Source organism: Arthrobacter sp. CDRTa11 (assembly GCF_026427775.1).
Lineage (GTDB): Bacteria > Actinomycetota > Actinomycetes > Actinomycetales > Micrococcaceae > Arthrobacter.
The window spans coordinates 1,482,740-1,500,635 of the sequence record NZ_CP044532.1; the positions used below are offsets into that span (position 1 = coordinate 1,482,740).

At 63.9% G+C, this 17,896-nt stretch carries 18 protein-coding genes; 7 read left to right on the forward strand and 11 right to left on the reverse strand.

Annotation, left to right across the window (positions count from 1 at the left end):
• Nucleotides 1–76: 76 nt before the first annotated feature.
• Nucleotides 77–1,501, forward strand: a complete 1,425-nt coding sequence (locus F8G81_RS06805; protein WP_267278246.1) for a PhoH family protein — start codon at nt 77–79, stop codon at nt 1,499–1,501.
• A gap of 345 nt (nt 1,502–1,846) precedes the next feature.
• On the opposite strand, the gene F8G81_RS06810 is transcribed toward F8G81_RS06805, so the two are convergent.
• A complete protein-coding gene (locus F8G81_RS06810; RefSeq protein WP_267278247.1) occupies nt 1,847–2,494 on the reverse strand; it encodes a GNAT family N-acetyltransferase in 648 nt (215 codons plus the stop codon).
• 49 nt (nt 2,495–2,543) lie between these two features.
• Nucleotides 2,544–3,338, reverse strand: coding sequence for a hypothetical protein (locus F8G81_RS06815; RefSeq protein ID WP_267278248.1), 795 nt, complete (start codon nt 3,336–3,338; stop codon nt 2,544–2,546).
• 59 nt (nt 3,339–3,397) lie between these two features.
• Between F8G81_RS06815 and F8G81_RS06820 the strand changes: the two genes are divergently transcribed.
• The 3 genes from F8G81_RS06820 to F8G81_RS06830 all read left to right on the forward strand — a co-directional run bounded on the left by F8G81_RS06820 (nt 3,398) and on the right by F8G81_RS06830 (nt 5,180).
• A complete protein-coding gene (locus F8G81_RS06820; protein WP_267278249.1) occupies nt 3,398–3,955 on the forward strand; it encodes a prepilin peptidase in 558 nt (185 codons plus the stop codon).
• Nucleotides 3,956–4,097: 142 nt separating this feature from the next.
• A complete protein-coding gene (locus F8G81_RS06825) occupies nt 4,098–4,652 on the forward strand; it encodes an META domain-containing protein (protein ID WP_267278250.1) in 555 nt (184 codons plus the stop codon).
• 57 nt (nt 4,653–4,709) lie between these two features.
• Nucleotides 4,710–5,180 carry an NUDIX hydrolase gene (locus F8G81_RS06830; protein ID WP_267278251.1) on the forward strand — a complete coding sequence of 157 codons (471 nt, stop codon included), beginning with the start codon at nt 4,710–4,712 and terminating at the stop codon, nt 5,178–5,180.
• A 178-nt stretch (nt 5,181–5,358) separates the two neighbouring features.
• On the opposite strand, the gene F8G81_RS06835 is transcribed toward F8G81_RS06830, so the two are convergent.
• The 3 genes from F8G81_RS06835 to F8G81_RS06845 form a co-directional block, all read right to left on the reverse strand.
• Nucleotides 5,359–6,780 carry a class II fumarate hydratase gene (locus F8G81_RS06835; RefSeq protein ID WP_267278252.1) on the reverse strand — a complete coding sequence of 474 codons (1,422 nt, stop codon included), beginning with the start codon at nt 6,778–6,780 and terminating at the stop codon, nt 5,359–5,361.
• An 86-nt stretch (nt 6,781–6,866) separates the two neighbouring features.
• Nucleotides 6,867–7,481, reverse strand: a complete 615-nt coding sequence (locus tag F8G81_RS06840) for a carbonic anhydrase (RefSeq protein ID WP_267278253.1) — start codon at nt 7,479–7,481, stop codon at nt 6,867–6,869.
• Between the two features lie 9 nt (nt 7,482–7,490).
• The gene (locus tag F8G81_RS06845) at nt 7,491–8,171 is read right to left on the reverse strand and encodes a DUF4245 domain-containing protein (RefSeq protein WP_267279143.1); all 681 of its coding nucleotides are present in this window, start codon (nt 8,169–8,171) and stop codon (nt 7,491–7,493) included.
• 220 nt (nt 8,172–8,391) lie between these two features.
• On the opposite strand from F8G81_RS06845, the gene glpX reads away from it, so the two are divergent.
• Both glpX and F8G81_RS06855 read left to right on the forward strand, forming a co-directional pair.
• Complete coding sequence (gene glpX / locus F8G81_RS06850; protein ID WP_267279144.1) at nt 8,392–9,414, forward strand: class II fructose-bisphosphatase; 1,023 nt, start codon at nt 8,392–8,394, stop codon at nt 9,412–9,414.
• Between the two features lie 290 nt (nt 9,415–9,704).
• Nucleotides 9,705–10,502, forward strand: a complete 798-nt coding sequence (locus tag F8G81_RS06855) for an endonuclease domain-containing protein (RefSeq protein ID WP_267278254.1) — start codon at nt 9,705–9,707, stop codon at nt 10,500–10,502.
• A 27-nt stretch (nt 10,503–10,529) separates the two neighbouring features.
• Here F8G81_RS06855 and F8G81_RS06860 read toward each other — a convergent pair whose 3' ends face one another.
• The 5 genes from F8G81_RS06860 to F8G81_RS06880 all read right to left on the reverse strand — a co-directional run bounded on the left by F8G81_RS06860 (nt 10,530) and on the right by F8G81_RS06880 (nt 16,211).
• Nucleotides 10,530–11,501, reverse strand: coding sequence for a lipid II:glycine glycyltransferase FemX (locus F8G81_RS06860; RefSeq protein WP_267278255.1), 972 nt, complete (start codon nt 11,499–11,501; stop codon nt 10,530–10,532).
• Nucleotides 11,502–11,505: 4 nt separating this feature from the next.
• Nucleotides 11,506–12,756 (reverse strand): mannose-6-phosphate isomerase, class I, encoded by a 1,251-nt coding sequence (gene manA, locus F8G81_RS06865; RefSeq protein WP_267279145.1) that lies wholly within the window; start codon nt 12,754–12,756, stop codon nt 11,506–11,508.
• A 61-nt stretch (nt 12,757–12,817) separates the two neighbouring features.
• Nucleotides 12,818–14,473, reverse strand: coding sequence for an LCP family protein (locus tag F8G81_RS06870; protein WP_267278256.1), 1,656 nt, complete (start codon nt 14,471–14,473; stop codon nt 12,818–12,820).
• A gap of 8 nt (nt 14,474–14,481) precedes the next feature.
• Nucleotides 14,482–15,066, reverse strand: a complete 585-nt coding sequence (gene purE / locus F8G81_RS06875) for a 5-(carboxyamino)imidazole ribonucleotide mutase (protein WP_267278257.1) — start codon at nt 15,064–15,066, stop codon at nt 14,482–14,484.
• Entirely contained in the window at nt 15,063–16,211 is a 1,149-nt protein-coding gene (locus F8G81_RS06880; RefSeq protein ID WP_267279146.1) for a 5-(carboxyamino)imidazole ribonucleotide synthase, read from the reverse strand. The genes purE and F8G81_RS06880 overlap by 4 nt, the downstream gene beginning before the upstream one ends.
• A 220-nt stretch (nt 16,212–16,431) precedes the next feature.
• Between F8G81_RS06880 and F8G81_RS06885 the strand changes: the two genes are divergently transcribed.
• On the forward strand, nt 16,432–17,010 hold the full coding sequence (locus F8G81_RS06885; RefSeq protein ID WP_267278258.1) for a GtrA family protein: 579 nt from the start codon (nt 16,432–16,434) through the stop codon (nt 17,008–17,010).
• 9 nt (nt 17,011–17,019) lie between these two features.
• On the opposite strand, the gene F8G81_RS06890 is transcribed toward F8G81_RS06885, so the two are convergent.
• Entirely contained in the window at nt 17,020–17,718 is a 699-nt protein-coding gene (locus F8G81_RS06890; protein WP_267278259.1) for a TIGR03089 family protein, read from the reverse strand.
• Nucleotides 17,719–17,896: the final 178 nt, after the last annotated feature.

Sequence of the window (17,896 nt, forward strand, 5' to 3'; positions counted from 1 at the left end):
GGGAGGCCGAGCCCGGCCTTCAGGCCGAGCCGCCTCACCAATAACAAATCCGGGTTCGCCCGGGGCTGGAGTCGATGTGGCTACTTCTGAGCAACTGCCCGAGGTCGTATCCGACCAGGGAGAGAAAGCTTCCTCTCGCGCCATGCGAGCTACCTCAAAGACCGGTGCGGCAACTGCTGCGGCCGGTTTTGCTGTCTCCGGAAGGGAAGCCACCATAAACAGCTTCGTCATTGACACCTCTGTCCTGCTCTCGGACCCCCGGGCCCTGCTGCGTTTCGCCGAGCATGACGTTATTGTTCCCATTGTTGTGATCAGCGAATTGGAGGCGAAACGGCACGATCCCGAACTCGGATACTTTGCCCGCAAGGCGCTGCGGCTGCTCGATGACCTCAGGGTCAAACACGGAGGCCTGAACCAGCCCATTCCCATTGGCGACGACGGGGGCACCCTGGTGGTGGAGATGAACCACATTTCCGCTGAGGTACTTCCACTGGGCTTCCGCAGCGGGGACAACGACAGCAGGATTCTCGCCGTTGCCAAGAACATGGCGAACGAAGGACGCAACGTTACCGTTGTCTCCAAAGACCTGCCGATGCGCGTCAAGGCCTCCGCCATGGGGCTTACTGCCGACGAGTACCGCAACGAACTGGTGAAAGACTCCGGCTGGACGGGGATGGCTGAGGTGGAAGCCAGCGAGGAAGAGGTTTCCACCCTGTACGGACACGAGCCTGTGTTCATTCCCGCCGCCGCCGAACTGCCGGTAAATACTGGCCTGGTGCTGCTCTCCAACCGCGGCTCCGCTTTGGGCCGCGTCGGAGCCGACAAGCAGGTCCGGCTGGTCAAGGGGGACCGGGACGTCTTCGGCCTGCATGGCCGGTCCGCCGAGCAAAGGCTTGCCATTGACATGCTGATGGACCCCGCGGTGGGCATCGTCTCCGTGGGCGGCCGGGCCGGAACGGGTAAATCAGCCCTGGCACTCTGTGCCGGTCTTGAAGCCGTGCTGGAACGCCGGGAACACCGGAAGGTGATTGTCTTCCGTCCCCTCTACGCCGTCGGCGGCCAGGAGCTTGGCTACCTGCCGGGCTCCGAATCGGAAAAAATGAACCCCTGGGCGCAGGCCGTCTTTGACACGCTGGGAGCGCTGGTCAGCCAGGAAGTCGTGGAGGAGGTCATGGACCGCGGCATGCTGGAAGTCATGCCGCTGACCCACATCCGCGGACGTTCCCTGCACGACGCCTTTGTGATCGTGGACGAGGCCCAGTCACTGGAGAAGAACGTCCTCCTCACCGTGATGAGCCGCATCGGCCAGAATTCAAAGATCGTCCTCACCCACGACGTCGCCCAGCGTGACAACCTGCGCGTCGGCCGGCACGACGGCATTGCCGCCGTCGTCGAAACCCTCAAAGGCCACCCGCTCTTCGGCCACATCACGCTGACCCGCTCCGAACGCTCACCCATCGCCGCCCTGGTGACGGAACTGCTCGAAGGCGCCGAAGTCTAGCTCTACGCTCCGGTTCGCGAAGGGCCGTGGTTCGGTTCGTCGGGCCACGGCCCTTCTCCGTCGTTGCGGTGGTTGGGTCCGCCTGGCAGTGGCCCTTCTCCGTCGCTTAGACACGGCACAAAAGGGCCACGGCGGTCGCTGGGCGACCTCTGTGGCCCGATGTGCCGCGATGCGCTCCTACGAGAAGGACCGCAGCCAGACGTGTGCCGGGTTCCAGTCCTTCGCGTAGGAGCGCATCGCCGACCAGAGCGATGCGCAGGTCGTCCAGCGACCGTAGCAGCGCGGCGGGAGGTGTCTAAGCGACGGCGGAGGACAGGAACCCGGCGACCCAACCACGGCAACGCGCTAACTGATGTCGAGGAATTTGGCTACGGGGTCGTGGCCTTCTACTTTGAGGGTCCAGTCGGGGCGGTTGAAGGTTTCAGGGGTGACGCGGATCTTTTGGACGTCTTCCACCTTGTCGCCCCAGGCCGTCCGCGTAACGCCGTTGAGCTCATAGCCCAGCGAATGGGAGACGCCAAGGGATGCGGCGTTCCAGTCTGCGGCTTCTGATTCGGCCACCTCCGCTTTGAGCCAGTCAAAGGCATAAAGAACGACGGCGGCGCGCATCTCCTTGCCGAGCCCCCGGCCCTGGACGGACCTTTTGAGCCAGGAGCCCGTCGAGACCGTTTTCAGGGTGCCGAAATCCTTGGCGCCGATGTCCTGGCAGCCCACCAGTCCGCCGTCGTGCCAGATGCCCAGGATCAGGCTCCACGATTCCGGCGTTGACTCCGCGCGGCTGCGCCAGTGCCACCTGGCCATATTCGGTCCCAGCTCCTCGGCCGGCGCCTCCGCCCAGGGCGTGCTGAACGGACTTTTCCCGGGCTCATGGATTCCACTCTTTGCTGCCGCCACAGCCGCGGGGAAGTCCTGATCTGCCACGGGCCTGAGGACCAGCCGGGGCGTCGTCAGGGTGAGGTTGAAAAGGGGCCAGATGGAAGTCAGCTCGGTCATCAGGGAAGCCTAGCCCACTGACTGGGTTTGGGCCTGTCACGTCTCCCGGTCAGGCCGGAACGTCCCAGCTGATGTGCCGGCGGACATCGGTGAGGTTCATCGACTCAGCCAGGAACAGGTCATCCAGCATGTACTCGTCCACGGCGATGATCCGCAGCCAGTGGCCATAGCCCTGCGTAACCGGTTCAAGGGACCGGCTGGACACGCAGACTCCTGTTCCGAGATCCACCCGCACAGTGTTGTTTCCCGGCAGGCACAGTGGAGCGGCAGGATCTGCAGGATGGTAGGCCGCAGTCGGCGTGACGATGGCCTCAAGGGTGGGCCTGCCGTCCTGCTCAATCCGGCGGACATCCAAGACCTCCACGGCGTTGCTGCCGGGGAACTCCAGGGGGACCGGAGCGTTGCCGGCGAGCTCCACAGGATCGAGGGCAGCAGAGAAACGGCCGTTGCCAAAGCCAGGTTCACCATAGGCGGCCTCGGGCCGGCGCCTGACCAAACCTGCATTATCGTAAACGGGCGCCACCAGATGGGGAGGCAGGAGCCAGGACTTCCGCGTGGCACTGACATAGAAGTCATCCTTGGAATCATTGATTCCGGTGGTGCTGTGAAGGACACGTCCGTCCACCGTTTCGAGGCGGAGCGCGCCCGGCCGGCGCAGCCACGCCCTGACCAGCGGCGCCGAGGCTTCAGGGGCGTCGGTGAATGGTTCGTCCCAGTATTCAAATCGCAGGGACTGCCACTTCCAGGGGGATGACCGGCAAAGGTTACGGAACATGGCTGTCAGGTCTGCGCTCGATGCGCTGTTGTCCGGATCGGGCCGATGCCTCGTGTCCCACGTCGCCATATCCACAGTTTACGCGTGGGCCCTGCGGCCCGGAGCCGAAATCCAGTAGCATCCGAGGAGTGATCCGACGACTGGACGAACTGTGGGCTGTGACTCCGCTGGCCTTCTGGCTGGTGCTGGCGGCGTGCGCCTACTTTGCGGTGATGGCGGTCCGGCTCACTGTTATCGATGTGAGGCACCATCTGCTTCCCAACAGGATTGTTTTCCCGTCCTATGCAGTGGCCGGTGTCCTGCTGCTGGCCTCCGCCCTGGTGCATGTCGCAGGGGGCCCGGGCGCGTTCCAGGCCATCCCGGAAGGTGCAGCAGGCTTCCTGGGGGTTCCTGCCCTTCGTGTAGTGGCCGGGGGAGTGGTCCTCTGGGTTTTCTACTTTCTCCTGCGCCTGGCCTATCCCCCCGGAATGGGCTTCGGCGATGTCAAACTCGCCGGGGTCCTGGGCATGTATCTGGGCTATCTGGGCTGGGCGCACGTCTTCGCCGGAACCTTCGCGGCCTTCCTGCTGGGCGGCCTCTGGAGCCTGGCCCTCCTCGTCGCCCGCCGCGGCACACTGAAGTCTTCCATTCCGTTCGGCCCGTTTATGCTCGCCGGAACCGCGGCTGCCATGCTGCTGCCGGGTTAAATATTGCGCCCCGGATCCATTGAAAAGTGAGGCCGTACCGCAACACGCCTTGCCTTCCGTGGCGGGAGTCCCCCGGGGGAGACTGATGAGAACAACCTGGTTGGACAATGAAGAGCCTCGACGGGCGGATTTTGGGGAAACCATGAAGCTCACGAAACTGTTGCATGGAGCCGCAGGGGCCATCCTGATGACCATGGCTTTAGGAAGCTGCGCCGGAGTGCCGGGCGCAGATCAGGGCTCTCCCCTCCCAGCGGCACCGGATTCCAGTTTCGGGACGGAAACTGCAGGCCCGGATACGGGTTCCCCCATTCCCGGTCCAAGCTGCGAAGGCGGTCCCTTCGGGTGCCGCACGTTCACTTCCACGGAAGGCAGCGATGCCTCGGGAGAGCTGGAATGGCTCCACGCCCAACCCCTCGTCGTCTCGTCCACCTTTGTTAATGGAACCTGGACGGTGGGAGTGAAAACTCCATGCAACCACATGAGCATTGAAGTCTCTGTGGAAGGAAACCAGCTGATCCCTGGCCAGACGATTTCAACAGCCATGGCTTGCGCGGAACCGGCGAGTGGTTTTGAGTCCTGGACGCGTGAACTTTTCGAACAGACAGTGACATGGGAACTGACGGGGGAATCATTGCTGCTGGAGAACGGGCACGGCACCGTGGTCCTGAAAGACTCCGGGCCAAGTACCAAGCTTTAGGTGAACTGCCCAGCGGAGTATCTCTCCGGCCCGGAGCGCCTCCGCTAGGCTGGCAGGATGCCAGCACCTGACTACATCCTCAAACTTCGCAAGAAAATCGGCAATGACCCATTGTGGGTTCCTGGCGTCCGGGGAGTGGTGGTCGATGGCCAGGACCGCATCCTGCTGGCCCAGCGGGTTGATAACGGCCAGTGGGCCCTCATCTCGGGAATGCTCGAGCCCGGCGAGCACCCGGCCCGCGGACTGGTGCGTGAGATCTTCGAGGAAACGGCTGTGGTGGTGGAGCCGGAGCGGGTGGTTTCCGTCGGTGCCGTGGGACCGTTCACCTACCCCAACGGGGATGTCTGTGAATTCCTGGACGTGGTGTTCCGCTGCCGCTATGTGTCCGGCACTGCGCGGATCAACGACGACGAGTCGCTGGCCGTGGGCTGGTTCGGAATCGACGAGCTGCCGGAACTGATGCCAGGCCACCTGACCAGCATCCACCGCGCCCTCGCTCCGGTTGAAGCCGCGCACTTCGAACCCTGATGTGACACTGCGAGATCGGCCCTCACGTCCCTTCCGCATTCCGAATTTTTGTCCAGATACGGCGACTTGGAATGCGCGGAAGTCGCCGTATCTGGACAAAAACTCTCAAGGGGTAGGAACGACAGCGGCCGCCCGCCTTCACTGGGAAGGCGGGCGGCCGGCGTCGTACGTTGTGTTGTTAGGCTTTGTGCGGCGGGCGCGTCATGGACATGACGTCAAGGGCGGTGTCGAGTTGCTCCTCGGTGACCTCGCCACGTTCCAGGAAGCCCATGGCGACGACGGTTTCGCGGATAGTGAGGCCCTCGGCGACAGCCTTCTTGGCAATCTTCGCAGCATTTTCGTAGCCGATGTACTTGTTCAGCGGGGTGACGATGGACGGCGACGCTTCGGCCAGGAAGCGGGCACGCTCAACGTTGGCGGTGATGCCGTCGATCATCTTGTCGGCCATCACACGGCTGGTGTTGGCCAGCAGGCGGACGGATTCAAGCAGGTTGGCGGCCATAACGGGGATGCCGACGTTCAGCTCGAAGGCGCCGTTGGTGCCGGACCAGGCGATGGCGGTGTCGTTGCCGATCACCTGCGCGGCAACCATGATGGACGCCTCGCAGATAACCGGGTTGACCTTGCCGGGCATGATCGAGGAGCCTGGCTGCAGGTCCGGGATGGCGATTTCGCCGAGGCCCGTGTTGGGGCCGGAGCCCATCCAGCGCAGGTCGTTGTTGATCTTCATAAAGGAGATCGCGATGTTGCGCAGCTGGCTGGATGCTTCAATGAGGCCGTCGCGGTTGGCCTGGGCTTCGAAGTGGTCGCGGGCTTCGGTCAGCGGCAGGCCGGTGTCCGTTGCCAGGAGCTCGATGACCCGCTCGGGGAAGCCGGCGGGAGTGTTGATGCCGGTGCCCACGGCCGTGCCGCCGAGCGGAACTTCAGCGACGCGGGGGAGGGAGGCGTTGATACGCTCGATGCCGTAGCGGACCTGGGCTGCATAGCCGCCGAACTCCTGGCCCAGGGTCACCGGGGTGGCGTCCATGAGGTGGGTGCGGCCGGACTTGACGACGTCCTTGAACTCAACGGCCTTGCGCTCCAGCGACTCTGCCAGGTAGCCAAGGGCCGGGATGAGGTCGTTGATCAGGGCTGAGGTGGCTGCAACGTGAACGGACGTCGGGAAGACGTCGTTGGAGGACTGCGACGCGTTGACGTGGTCGTTCGGGTGGACAACTTTGTCACTGCCGGCGGCCTTGAGGGCGCGGGTGGCCAGCTCGGCAATGACCTCGTTGGTGTTCATATTCGAGGAGGTGCCGGAGCCGGTCTGGAAAACGTCGATGGGGAAGTCGCCGTCATATTTGCCGGTGGCTACCTCATCGGCGGCTTCCGCAATCGCCTTGGCCAGCTCGCCGTCGAGCACTCCAAGTTCTGCGTTCGCCTGGGCGGCTGCCTTCTTGACCCGGGCAAGGGCTTCGATGTGGGCGCGTTCCAGGGTCTTGCCGGAGATGGGGAAGTTTTCAACTGCACGCTGCGTCTGTGCACGGTACAGGGCGTTCACGGGGACGCGGACTTCGCCCATCGTGTCGTGTTCAATGCGGAATTCTTCAGTGGAAGTCATGGGGCTAGCTTAGGACTCTCTGAGGCCGCACTGAAAACCGTGAACCGCATGCGACGGCCTTAGTTTCGGGGCGGCCCGCAGGGACCTTAGAGCTCGCCGATCCCGGAAACAACGTTGGCACGGCCCTCGGCAAGGCTGTAGGAGAGGCCAATGACAGCCGTACGTCCGCTGTCGATTGCGGCGGAAATCACACGTGAGCTGTCCGCAAGCCGCTGCGAGGTCTGTTTGACGTGCTCAACCACCATGTCGTTGACCTCGTGCTTGTCATCGCGCATCGACGTCAGAACCGAGGGCGTGATGCGCTCCACCAGGTCACGAATGAAGCCCGCTGGCATTTGGCCGGTGTCCACAGCGGTTTTCGTTGCGCTGACGGCGCCGCAGCTGTCATGCCCAAGAATGGCGATCAACGGCACTCCCAGCACGCTGACGCTGTACTCGAGGGAGCCAAGTACCGCGTCATCGATCACCTGGCCCGCGGTGCGGACCACAAAGGCGTCTCCGAGACCAAGATCGAAGATGATTTCAGCCGCAAGCCGGGAATCGGAGCAGCCAAAAATCACCGCAAACGGGTGCTGGTTTTCCACCAGCGAGGACCGGCGCGAGGCGTCCTGGTTCGGGTGGGAGGATTCGCCGTTGACGAAGCGTTCGTTGCCTTCGCGGAGTCGCCGCCAGGCCAGGGCCGGAGTCAGGTAGGTTGCCACGCGCCTACTTTACGGTGCGGCAGTGGCTGAGGGTGAAACTGTGACGGCCGGATTGCTTTCCAGGGATTTGACGACGGCGTCAGCGAGGATGCCAAACTCGTCCAGCTGCGCTGTCCCCGTCAGGACAACGGTGGTGCCGCGGTAGTCCAGCACCATGCTCTTCTCGCCCTTGCCCGTATCGCGAAGCTCCCACTCCTGGCCGCCGGCAGTGCGTGTTCCGGTGACGGGTGCGCTATTGGTCTCCTGGAGAAGCCAGGTGGGGTTTGCCTGGCGCGTCTGGACCAGCCCGATGAAAGACTCCTTCGGCGTTAGGTAGCCAACCTCCCACGTGGGGACGCCGCTGCCGCTTCCTGTCTCCCAGCGTGCGTAGTTCGACGTGAAGGCCCCTCCCGTCTCCGGCGCGACAGGTGTGAATCCCGCCACATCTGTGGCGTTGCGGGCCACCTCGCTGACGTCGACATTCGGCCGGTAGCCATCGCTCTTGGGGGACGGGTTCATCAGGACAACGGGCAGGAACGCCGCGATGCTCACCACAAGGGCGATGATCATGCCGATCACCGAAGCATTGGCGCGTTTGGCTGCCGCCGCCGGGATCACGGGCCTGATGGGCGCGTCGTCAAAGGTTCCGGCAGCCTCTTCGCGGCGCCCGGCGTCGGCCTGATCTGGCCCGCTGTTGGTCTTTTCGTGCATTTCACTCACCCCTCTATAGTCGCCCATGCGGGGGTACAACTCACACTTGGGTCCTGCATCGACGGGACTGGAGGTTGTGTTGCGCGGCGACGTCATCCCAGCGCCGGAGGGCGGCACCCGACTATGATCAGAAGCAGAGGAATCACCGTGTCTGCTGAATCCGGCGGAACGGGCTCAATGATCGCCACTCGAAGAAGAGGTTCACGTGTCACCAGCGTCCATGACCCAGAAATACTCCACTCTCTCCCCGTCCCTGGCTGTGGGACTCGATGAGCCGGACCGCAACCTTGCACTGGAACTCGTCCGCGTCACCGAGGCCGCGGCGATCGCCGGCGGACACTGGGTCGGCTTCGGCGACAAAAACAAGGCCGACGGTGCCGCCGTCGACGCCATGCGCTCCTTCCTTCACACTGTCCACTTCAACGGCGTTGTGGTCATCGGCGAAGGCGAAAAAGACGAAGCCCCCATGCTGTTCAATGGCGAACACGTTGGCGACGGCACCGGTCCTGAGTGTGACGTCGCCGTGGACCCCATCGACGGCACCCGCCTGACAGCCCTGGGCATCAACAACGCCCTCGCCGTCCTGGCAGTTGCTGAGCGCGGCTCCATGTTCGACCCCTCCGCTGTGTTCTACATGGAGAAGCTCGTCACCGGCCCGGAAGCAGCCGACATGGTTGACCTGCGACTGCCGGTCAAGCAGAACCTGCACCTCATTGCCAAGGCGAAGGGCGTCAAGGTCAACCAGCTCAACGTCATGATCCTTGACCGCGACCGCCACCGCCCGCTGGTGGAAGAAATCCGCGAAGCAGGTGCGCGTACCAAATTCATCATGGACGGCGACGTCGCCGGCGCTATTGCCGCCGTGCGCACGGGTACCGGCGTTGACGCCCTGATGGGTATCGGCGGCACCCCGGAAGGCATCGTGGCCGCATGTGCCATCAAGTCCCTGGGCGGTGTGATCCAGGGGCGCCTGTGGCCCACCAGCGACGAAGAGAAGCAGAAGGCCATCGACGCCGGCCATGACCTTGACCGCGTGCTGTCCACCAACGACCTCGTCTCCAGCGATAACTGCTACTTCGCTGCCACCGGCATCACCGACGGCGACCTCCTCAAGGGTGTCCGCTACTCAAAGGACAAGGTCCTCACGCAGTCCATCGTGATGCGCTCCAAGTCCGGCACCATCCGCTTTGTGGACGGCGAGCACCAGGCCAGCAAGTGGGAAGGCTACGCCCGCAAGCAGTAACACTCTCCACCGCGCGAACTGGCAGCAAACGACCTCAAATTCTTAATTTGAGGTCGTTAGCTGCCAGTTCGCGTTAAGCGTCCCGCATCTTCTGTGGATAACTCCGGGGGCCGGTTGTTTCCGGTTCAGAATGAACCATGTCCCGGATACCCATGCCTCCCCAGTTGCCTCAAGGATCGTTTCTCGCTGCCGACGCCCCCACGTTGGGCCTCAGCCACAAGCAGCTCACACGTGATGGTATCTTCACGCCTTCCCGCGGTATTCGCTTGCCCCTTCAGAGCGTGGGGAGCGTGGCGGACAACGTTCGTGCCTACACCCGGATCGACCCAAGCTGTGTCCTGACGCATTCCACCAGCGCCCGAATAATGCGAATCAGTTTGCCGGCGTGGCTGGATCAGGACTGGCGTCTCCATATTGCCCGGCAGGCGTCCAGTTGCAAGCCACGCCGCCGCAATGTGGTGGGGCATCAGCTGTCGTTCCGTCCCGGCGAAGTCATCACGTCCGACGGCGTCCGGCTCACCTCGCCCGCGAGGACGTGGCTGGATCTGGCCTCCATGCTGAGTGAGGATGACCTGGTAGCGGCCGGTGACTCAATCGTCGTCGAGCACGGCGAGGATTTCCCGGCGCCGCGAAAACAGCTGGCCTCCGTGTCCGACTTGCAAAGAATGGTTGCGCAGCATCCGGGCATGCGCGGGGTGAAACGGGCCAGGCTCGCCCTTGAGCTGATTCGGGAGGGCGCCGACTCGGCCCCTGAGTCATTGATGCGATTGGCTCTGATCCGGGCCGGGCTTCCGGAGCCAAGCTTGAACGTTGTGCTGCGTGACGGATCGGGCCGCCCGGTGGTCTGGCCGGATGCAGCTTATCCGCACCGGCGACTGGCCTTGCAATACGACGGAGGCCATCATGGAGACCCAGACCAATATCGTCGAGACATCGCCCGGCAGCGGCTGACCGAGAGTCTTGGGTGGCGCGAGCTTCGGGTGCTCAAAGCTGACTTGGAAGGAGATCGTCCGTTCATCGTCGAAAAGGTCCGCGCACTCCTTACGATTTCCTCCGCGCCCGACTTATGGCCGCGAACAGGCAGCTAATGACGGCAAAAGGCAGGTTTGAGGGCGTTATCTGCCAGTTCGCGCGCGGGCGGAGCGGACACCGGCTACCGCCATGTTCCGCAGCTTGCGGGCCGCCTGGTATGCGCGGTACCGCAGCTTCTTGACCGGAAGGTCCCAGGTGCCCGGGTAAGAGACTTCCCGGCCGCCGAAGGACTTCTTGAACGCCGTGAAGCCCGCCCATTTGTGGTCCGGCTGGTCCGCCGGGGCAACACCCCAGAGGTCCACATGCTTGAGGCCCCGGTCCTTTGCCTCCGCGATCAGTGTCACCAGGAGCGGGATGCCAGCACTGAGCTTCCGGTGGGAGTCGTCCAGGGCTGCATGGGCGTACGTGCGCGTGTCCGCCGAATCGTAGACGAGGGCCGCCGCTATGGGGCTTCCCTCCAGCTCTGCAATAAAAAGGGTGGCGGCGCCGGCAGGCATCAGGGAAGCGGCCACCTGGGTCAGGTATTCGTCGCTTTGCGGCTTGAACCCGTTGCGCCTGGCGGTCATGTGAAGGAAGTCCAGCAGGATCCGGATGTCATCGGGGTCCTGCGAGCTCCGGAACGTGACGCCCTTTTTGTGGATATTCCGGTACAGGTTCCGGTTGACGGGTTTCATGCCTGCCAGCACGTCCTTGAAATCGCCCTCAAGGTCAATCACCCGGCTCAGTTCGGGCTGTTGATTCACGGGGGCCGGCTGCAGGCCACGGCGGCGGAGTTCCGCATCAGCGGCGGAAGGTTCCAGGCCGGCCGAGACCGGCTCGATCCGGACAAAGACCGCACCGCAGGACCGGGCGACGTCCACCAGGGCGGCGAGGGCGGCGTCGAACGCTGAAGGGGTGGCGGCCACCGGGCCGTAGGGTGCGTACAGCACCTTGCCGGCCGGGTTCTTTTCCTCCACGGCCAGGAAGCGCCACCCGGGCCCGGATTGCTGGTGGACGCGGCGGCCAAGGGACGCCTGGACATCAGCCCACGCTTGAGTCTGCAGGAAGTGGTCCAACTCCTCAGCCCTTCATCGACGTGGTGACGGCAAAGGCGATGGCCGCTTCGGAGGTGCCAGCCACGGCGTGGACATTGACGGGGGCCTCGGACGCGGGCAGGAAGGCGCTGCCGCCGCGGGACAGTTGCAGGTCACCCTTGGGCGAGTCCAAGTACACGGAGCCTTCCACAACGATGACAACTGCTGCGCCGGACTGGGCCAGCGGAACCGGCGCGCTCTCCGGTTTCACCACGATCCTTTGAAGCTGAAACTCCCGGAACGGCGGCTGGTAGAGCTCCTGCCCGAGGCCGGAGATCTGCGGGGCCAGCATGGGCACGGCCACCGGCTGGAATTCGATGGTGCGCAGGAGCTCCGGAACGTCGATGAACTTGGGCGTCAGCCCGCCGCGCAGCACGTTGTCCGATGACGCCATGACCTCAACGCCCAGGCCGTGCAGGTAGGCATGCACGTTGCCCGCCGGAAGGTACACGGCCTCGCCGGCAGCCAGCGAGATTCTGTTGAGCAGCAGCGAGATGAGGACCCCGGGGTCGCCGGGATACTTCTCGTTGAGGCTGGCCACCGTGGACAGCTCGGTCTCGTAGGGGGCGCGGGGAGCGCCTGATGCCAGGGCGGCCGCCACCAGGGCCGTGGCCTCTGCAACGTCCTCGCCGCCCGAGATCAGCCGTGTGAAGGCGTTTCTGAGCGCGACACCCTCATCGGGGTCAGCGAGGTCCTCCAGCAGTGATTCCAGGAGTGCCGGGACCGGGGCTTCGACCAGGTCGAAAGACTTCATGAGCTGACGCAGGATCTCCTGTGTCTCGCGGGGGCGCCGGAATCCGCACAGCGCCTCGAAGGGGGTCAGGGCAAAGATCATCTCCGGCTTATGGTTGTCATCCCGGTAGCTGCGGTTGGCCGCGTCAGGTGCCAGCCCCTGGGCATTTTCCCGCGCGAACCCTGCTTTTGCCTGCTCAATGCTGGGGTGGACCTGCAGGGAGAGGGGTTCCGCCGCGGCCAGGATCTTCGTCAGGAAGGGAAGCCGCGGCCCAAACTCACTCACGGAGGGCCCGCCCAGGAAGTGTTCCGGGTCTTCGGCGATGAGGGCATCCAACGGAACCGAGGATCCATCGGGCCGGCGCGCGACTGACGGAGAATCAGGATGGGCGCTGATCCAAAGCTCGGCTTCCGGCAGCCCTGACTCAGGGCGCCCCAGGAGCCCGGCGATCGCCGTCGTCGAACCCCACGCGTAATCGCGGAGGACGTTCTCAATTTCGTACACAGCAGTGTCCATTTCGTTGGTCTGCGGGCTAAGGCAACTTATCGGCTTCGTTTCTTCAGGCCTACAGGGGAGCGCACTGGCCATTGGTGGCCACGAGTTCCCGGATTGCCTCTTCATTGCCTTCACTCTTGAGCTGGTTGAGCATGGCCTCGGTGATCGGTTCGCCATCCGGCGTGGTGGTCACCGGGGTGAAGTCCGACGGCGGGGGAGACTGTTGGCCCGCCCGTCCACCCGTTGCCTGAAGGGATGCAGGCAGGAGGCCCGACGCCTGAAGGTGACCGCCTGAACCGGTTGGTTCCACGATACTGTCGGCAGGGGCGTCTGCTGCCTGAGGGGACGCAGATGCGGATGCAGAGGCCAGCAGCTGGTCTATGCGGTCGTGGATCACGTCAAAGTCCGGGACTGTGGAGAACGAGGCGTCAAAGTCCGGAGGGCCGATGGTGAGCCGCTTGACGTCCTGGCCTTTCGCCTTGATGGCGAGGTCCAGGAAACTGCCAAGCTGCGAGGAGGAGATGTTGGACTCCACAACCTGGGTACCCGCGTTGGCAATGTCCTCGAACTTGGCCAGGAGCGTGGCCGGGTCAAGCTGCTTCAGCATGGCCTGCTGGACGCATTGCTGGCGCTGGATGCGGGCGTAGTCGTCCACATACTCGCGTGACCGGCCATACCACAGGGCCTGGTTCCCGTCGAGCGTCTGCTCTCCGGCAGGAATCCACCCGAGGGGCATGCCGTGGGTTTGGCTGTAATCATCGAAGTAGCCGCTCATGGGGACCCAGCCGCCGGCCTTGATTTTGATGCCGCCCATGGCGTCGATGAGCGTGGCAAAGCCCTCCATGTCCACCAGGACGTAGGCCTGGATTGTCATTCCCAGCGTCCCGGAGACCGCTTCCATGGTGGCCTGGGCTCCGGGATCGGCCACGCCTGGGTAGAGGTCGGCGTGCTCGTTGGTCACCTCGGTGTTGATGGCGTTGATCAGGCATTCGTCGCCGCAGTCGTAACCGTCCGGGTAGACCTGGCGCATGGGGGAGTCCTCGCTGAACCGGGCGTTCTGCAGGTTCCGCGGGACGGAGATGATGGCCGTCTGCCCGGTCTTGGCATCTACGCTGAGCACCGAGAGGCTGTCCGGCCGGCGGCCGGTGCGGTCCGCGCCGGCGTCGCCGCCCATCATCAGGAAGTTGTACCTGCCATCAACCGGTTCGATGGCAGGACCGGTGGCATTGAAGATACTGCCAAGCGCATTCCGGCCAACGTTGAGCAGGTAGGCGGCATACCCCAGCGAGCCACTCCCGATGACCATCGCCAGGACCAGGGCAATCACGACGGCGGGGCGGACCGGCGGTGCAAGCAGTACAGGACGGATGATCCGCAGGGTATTGATGAAAAGAAGGGCCCAGCCAACCGCGAGGGCTGCCAAAAGGACAACAATCACCAAGGAAGCGAGGGGGTTGGCAATGATGTTGATCAGCAGCATCCGGTTAACGACCAGCAGCAGCACTGCCAGTGCCAGCAGCGCCCAGACGCCCAGGGTGATCCGCAAAGCGGTCCGGCCCAGTTTGCGGTCGCCCGCCACAATTTGGGCACTGCCCGGAACAAGGAGGGTCATGAGCACCAGGACGAAGGCGCGCTTGGTCCGGACGTGGGACGAGGCACCCAGGGGGAACCGGACGGGGTCGGTGGCCCTGGCCGGTGCCGAATGCAGCTGATCGCTTGATGTCATCCGTGGACCTAGCGGCCGTTCCGGAGGACACCGTTGCCGTCAGCGAAGACTTCGCTGACCTTCTGCCGGAGGTTGGCGCCCTTACGGGTGGCAACGTCGTTGAGATCCTGGGCGAACTCCAGCAGGTCGGCGCGGAGGGAGGCCGCCAGCTCATCCGTCCCGGCAGCGAGGATCCGCACGGCAAGGAGGCCGGCGTTTCGTGCTCCGGCAATCGAAACAGTAGCCACGGGTACTCCGGCGGGCATCTGGACAATGGACAGGAGCGAATCCATCCCGTCCAGGGTCTTCAGGGGCACCGGAACCCCGACGACGGGCAGCGGGGTGACGCTGGCCAGCATGCCCGGCAGGTGGGCGGCGCCGCCGGCTCCGGCGATGATGACCCGGAGCCCGCGCTGGTGTGCCGTTTGGCCGTACCGGATCATTTCCGTGGGCATTCTGTGGGCGGAAACCACGTCCGCCTCGAAGGGAATGCCGAATTCTGCCAGCGCATCGGCCGCAGCCTCCATCACCGGCCAATCCGAATCAGAGCCCATGACCAGCCCCACGAGCGGAGTAGTCGAACTGCCCGCAGCGGGCGTTGCTTCGGCGGTCATGCGTTCTCCTCAGAAATCCGTGGTGCTTCTTCGGACGGCACCCGGCCGTCCCGGATGATCCCTGCCACCCTTGACGCCCGTTGGCGGAGGGAGTCGACGTCGGCGGTGGAATCACCCAGCAGGTTGACATGGCCGATCTTCCGGCCGGGGCGCACCGACTTGCCATAACAATGCACTTTCGCGGCCGGTTCACTTGCCAGAGCCACGGGATACGCGGAAAACAGGTCCTGGTTATCGCCGCCCAGGAAATTTTTCATCACCACCACGGGGCCCAAGACGTCCGTGGAGCCGAGGGGAAGGTTAAGGACCGCGCGGAGGTGCTGTTCAAATTGGCTGGTCACCGATCCGTCCTGGGTCCAATGGCCTGTGTTGTGCGGGCGCATGGCCAGTTCGTTGATGAGGAAACCGGCGCCGACCCCCGGTGTCTCAAACAGCTCAACTGCCATAACTCCCGTGACGCCCAGTTCGCTGGCGATCCGCAGGGCTGCGTCCTCGGCCGCCGCAGCCACGTCAAGCGGGATGTCCAGCGCGGGAGCAATGACCTCGTCACAGACCCCGTCAACCTGGATGGTGTGTGCCACGGGCCAGGCCCGGGCTTCGCCGTCGGGGGTGCGGGCCACCAGCGCTGACAGTTCCCGGCTGAACTCAACCTTTGCCTCGGCCAGGAGCGGACTCATGGCGTCGAACCACTCAACGGTCAGGGCCGCATCCTCAGCGGATGCGACTATCCGCACACCTTTGCCGTCGTAGCCGCCTCGGGGCATCTTCAGGACAACGGGCCAGCCAATCTGTTCACCGAAGACCACAAGGGATGGAACATCGTCTACGGCGGTCCACTGCGGGTTCGGAAGTTCGAGCCTGTCGATCGCAGCACGCATCACCAGCTTGTCCTGGGCGTTGACCAGGGCATCCGGTCCGGGCTGGACGTTCACTCCTGCCTCCTGGAGTGCACGGAGGTGGCCAGTGGGCACATGCTCGTGATCAAAGGTCATCACGTCCAGGCCCTCCGCGAACTCGAGGAGAGTCTGGAGATCCTTGTAATCCCCTACCGGAGAGGTGGAAACGGCTGAGACGGCTGAAACGTCTTCCGCCTCAACAAGGACGCGGAGTTCAAAGCCGAGAGCGGTGGCGGCTGGGGCCATCATTCGCGCGAGCTGGCCGCCGCCAACCACGCCGATTACTGGAAAAGTCACAAGGGCCAGCCTACAGAAAAGCTTGGGGGTTCCCGGCTTCCGGATGCCTTTGGGGCCGTTTTTCCCTGTAATTTGGCTCTCGGCCGCCCCCGCGCGTGGGCCGCCAGGCTAATCCCGGGCTAAAATGGACCCCTGGCCGTGTGGCCCATAGTTCGAACGGCCATGGAGGGTCATGTTTAACACACTTGCAGATCGTATCCGGGGGCTCGCCTCGCTGTTTTGGCGCGAGGTGGCCAAGTTCGGAGCTGTGGGCGGTGTGGCGTTTGTCATTGACAACGGGCTGACGTACTTCCTGATGCACGGTCCGATGACCGACAGCGAAGCGAAGGCCCGTTTTGTCGGCGCCAGCGTGGCGACACTTTTCTCCTGGATCGCGAACCGGTTGTGGACCTTCCGGCATCGCCGGCAGGCGAACGTCCTGCGGGAATTCCTGATGTTCATCCTCATTAACGGCATTGGCATCGGGATCTCCACTGGATTTACTGCCATCGCCAAGTACTCGCTGAACGTCACGGACAAGAACATGCTGTTTGCGGCCGGCGTGGTGGGAATCCTGGTTGCCACGGTTGTCCGCTTCTTTGCCTATCGGTTCCTTGTCTTCAACGAAGAACTCGATCAGGAACCGGAGTTCTCGCACGACCACGAGCTCATTGAACTCCATCACAAGGAGCACCACAAGGAGCACCAGCCCACGGCAGAAGCCGGTGCCGAGGACAGCGCACGGTCACCGGAGAGCAACCGCCGGCCCTAGGCCGGGCTGTTAGCCTCCGTGGATCCGTTCCGCGGCCAGGAGCTTCTCCGTCAGCTCGACGTCGGGATGTGCCAGCACCACGGAGCCGCCTTTTGTCCACGCGCCCAGCGAGTTCGCCAAAGCTGCCTCCAGCCCGTCAGCGGCGGAAACCAGTAGCCGGACGCCTTCCTCGTGCGGCGTGGCAAAAGCGCTGAGCAGGTCCCCGTGGAGGTGCCGCTGCCCGTCCCGGCCACTGAGTGCGCAGCCGGATGCATCCGGATCGGCATGCGCCATGAAGACATCGCCGTGGGAACGCACTTCCGAGGCGTAGTCGATGACGCCGTCAGGCAGCTCCCCGGGCCACCGCATGGCGAGGGCCGGCAGCGCCACGGCCACAACGGCGTCGTACTGTCCCTGGAACGTGTCTGGCTTGTCGGTGACAAGGAAATCCGCGCCGCCGCCGTCAAGGAGGGTTTCCATGCCGAGCTGCCAGCTTGCCAGCGCCCAAATCAGTGATTTCCAGTGGGCGGGCAGGTCCAGGCGGACCCGCATTCCCGGTTCGGCGTCCAGTTCGTCCTGCAGCAGGTTGCTGGTCTTCGCCACCCAGTTGTCCAGGACTCTGCCCGAAAGTTCCACCCGTTCAGAGTCGGGCCCGTACCAGGTCAGCCGTGGGGAGGTGGCGTGCCCGGAGCGCAGGGCTGTCATGAGTTCGATAGCAGGGATGTTCATGGCTACATCTTGCCACGGCCCATTTCATCGCGTCAGGGAGAGCCAAGCACCGGTGATCTGCGTGCAGGCTGACCTGGTTTAGGACTTGCGGTTCGTTCGAAACCCGGAAGGACGCTGTGATTTTACTCACAGGAGTTTGTCATTTCGCTTGCGATATCCGCCCGCAGGTTGTATTTTC

What these genes read in the sequence shown, in the direction of transcription:
- F8G81_RS06830 (WP_267278251.1), top strand. Translation starts at nt 4,710, where the DNA reads ATGCCAGCACCTGACTACATCCTCAAACTTCGCAAGAAAATCGGCAAT.
- F8G81_RS06845 (WP_267279143.1), bottom strand. Translation starts at nt 8,171, where the DNA reads ATGCACGAAAAGACCAACAGCGGGCCAGATCAGGCCGACGCCGGGCGC.
- F8G81_RS06870 (WP_267278256.1), bottom strand. Translation starts at nt 14,473, where the DNA reads ATGACATCAAGCGATCAGCTGCATTCGGCACCGGCCAGGGCCACCGAC.
- F8G81_RS06815 (WP_267278248.1), bottom strand. Translation starts at nt 3,338, where the DNA reads ATGGCGACGTGGGACACGAGGCATCGGCCCGATCCGGACAACAGCGCA.
- F8G81_RS06885 (WP_267278258.1), top strand. Translation starts at nt 16,432, where the DNA reads ATGTTTAACACACTTGCAGATCGTATCCGGGGGCTCGCCTCGCTGTTT.
- F8G81_RS06825 (WP_267278250.1), top strand. Translation starts at nt 4,098, where the DNA reads ATGAAGCTCACGAAACTGTTGCATGGAGCCGCAGGGGCCATCCTGATG.
- glpX (WP_267279144.1), top strand. Translation starts at nt 8,392, where the DNA reads ATGACCCAGAAATACTCCACTCTCTCCCCGTCCCTGGCTGTGGGACTC.
- F8G81_RS06880 (WP_267279146.1), bottom strand. Translation starts at nt 16,211, where the DNA reads ATGATGGCCCCAGCCGCCACCGCTCTCGGCTTTGAACTCCGCGTCCTT.
- F8G81_RS06890 (WP_267278259.1), bottom strand. Translation starts at nt 17,718, where the DNA reads ATGAACATCCCTGCTATCGAACTCATGACAGCCCTGCGCTCCGGGCAC.
- F8G81_RS06810 (WP_267278247.1), bottom strand. Translation starts at nt 2,494, where the DNA reads ATGACCGAGCTGACTTCCATCTGGCCCCTTTTCAACCTCACCCTGACG.
- F8G81_RS06835 (WP_267278252.1), bottom strand. Translation starts at nt 6,780, where the DNA reads ATGACTTCCACTGAAGAATTCCGCATTGAACACGACACGATGGGCGAA.
- purE (WP_267278257.1), bottom strand. Translation starts at nt 15,066, where the DNA reads ATGACCGCCGAAGCAACGCCCGCTGCGGGCAGTTCGACTACTCCGCTC.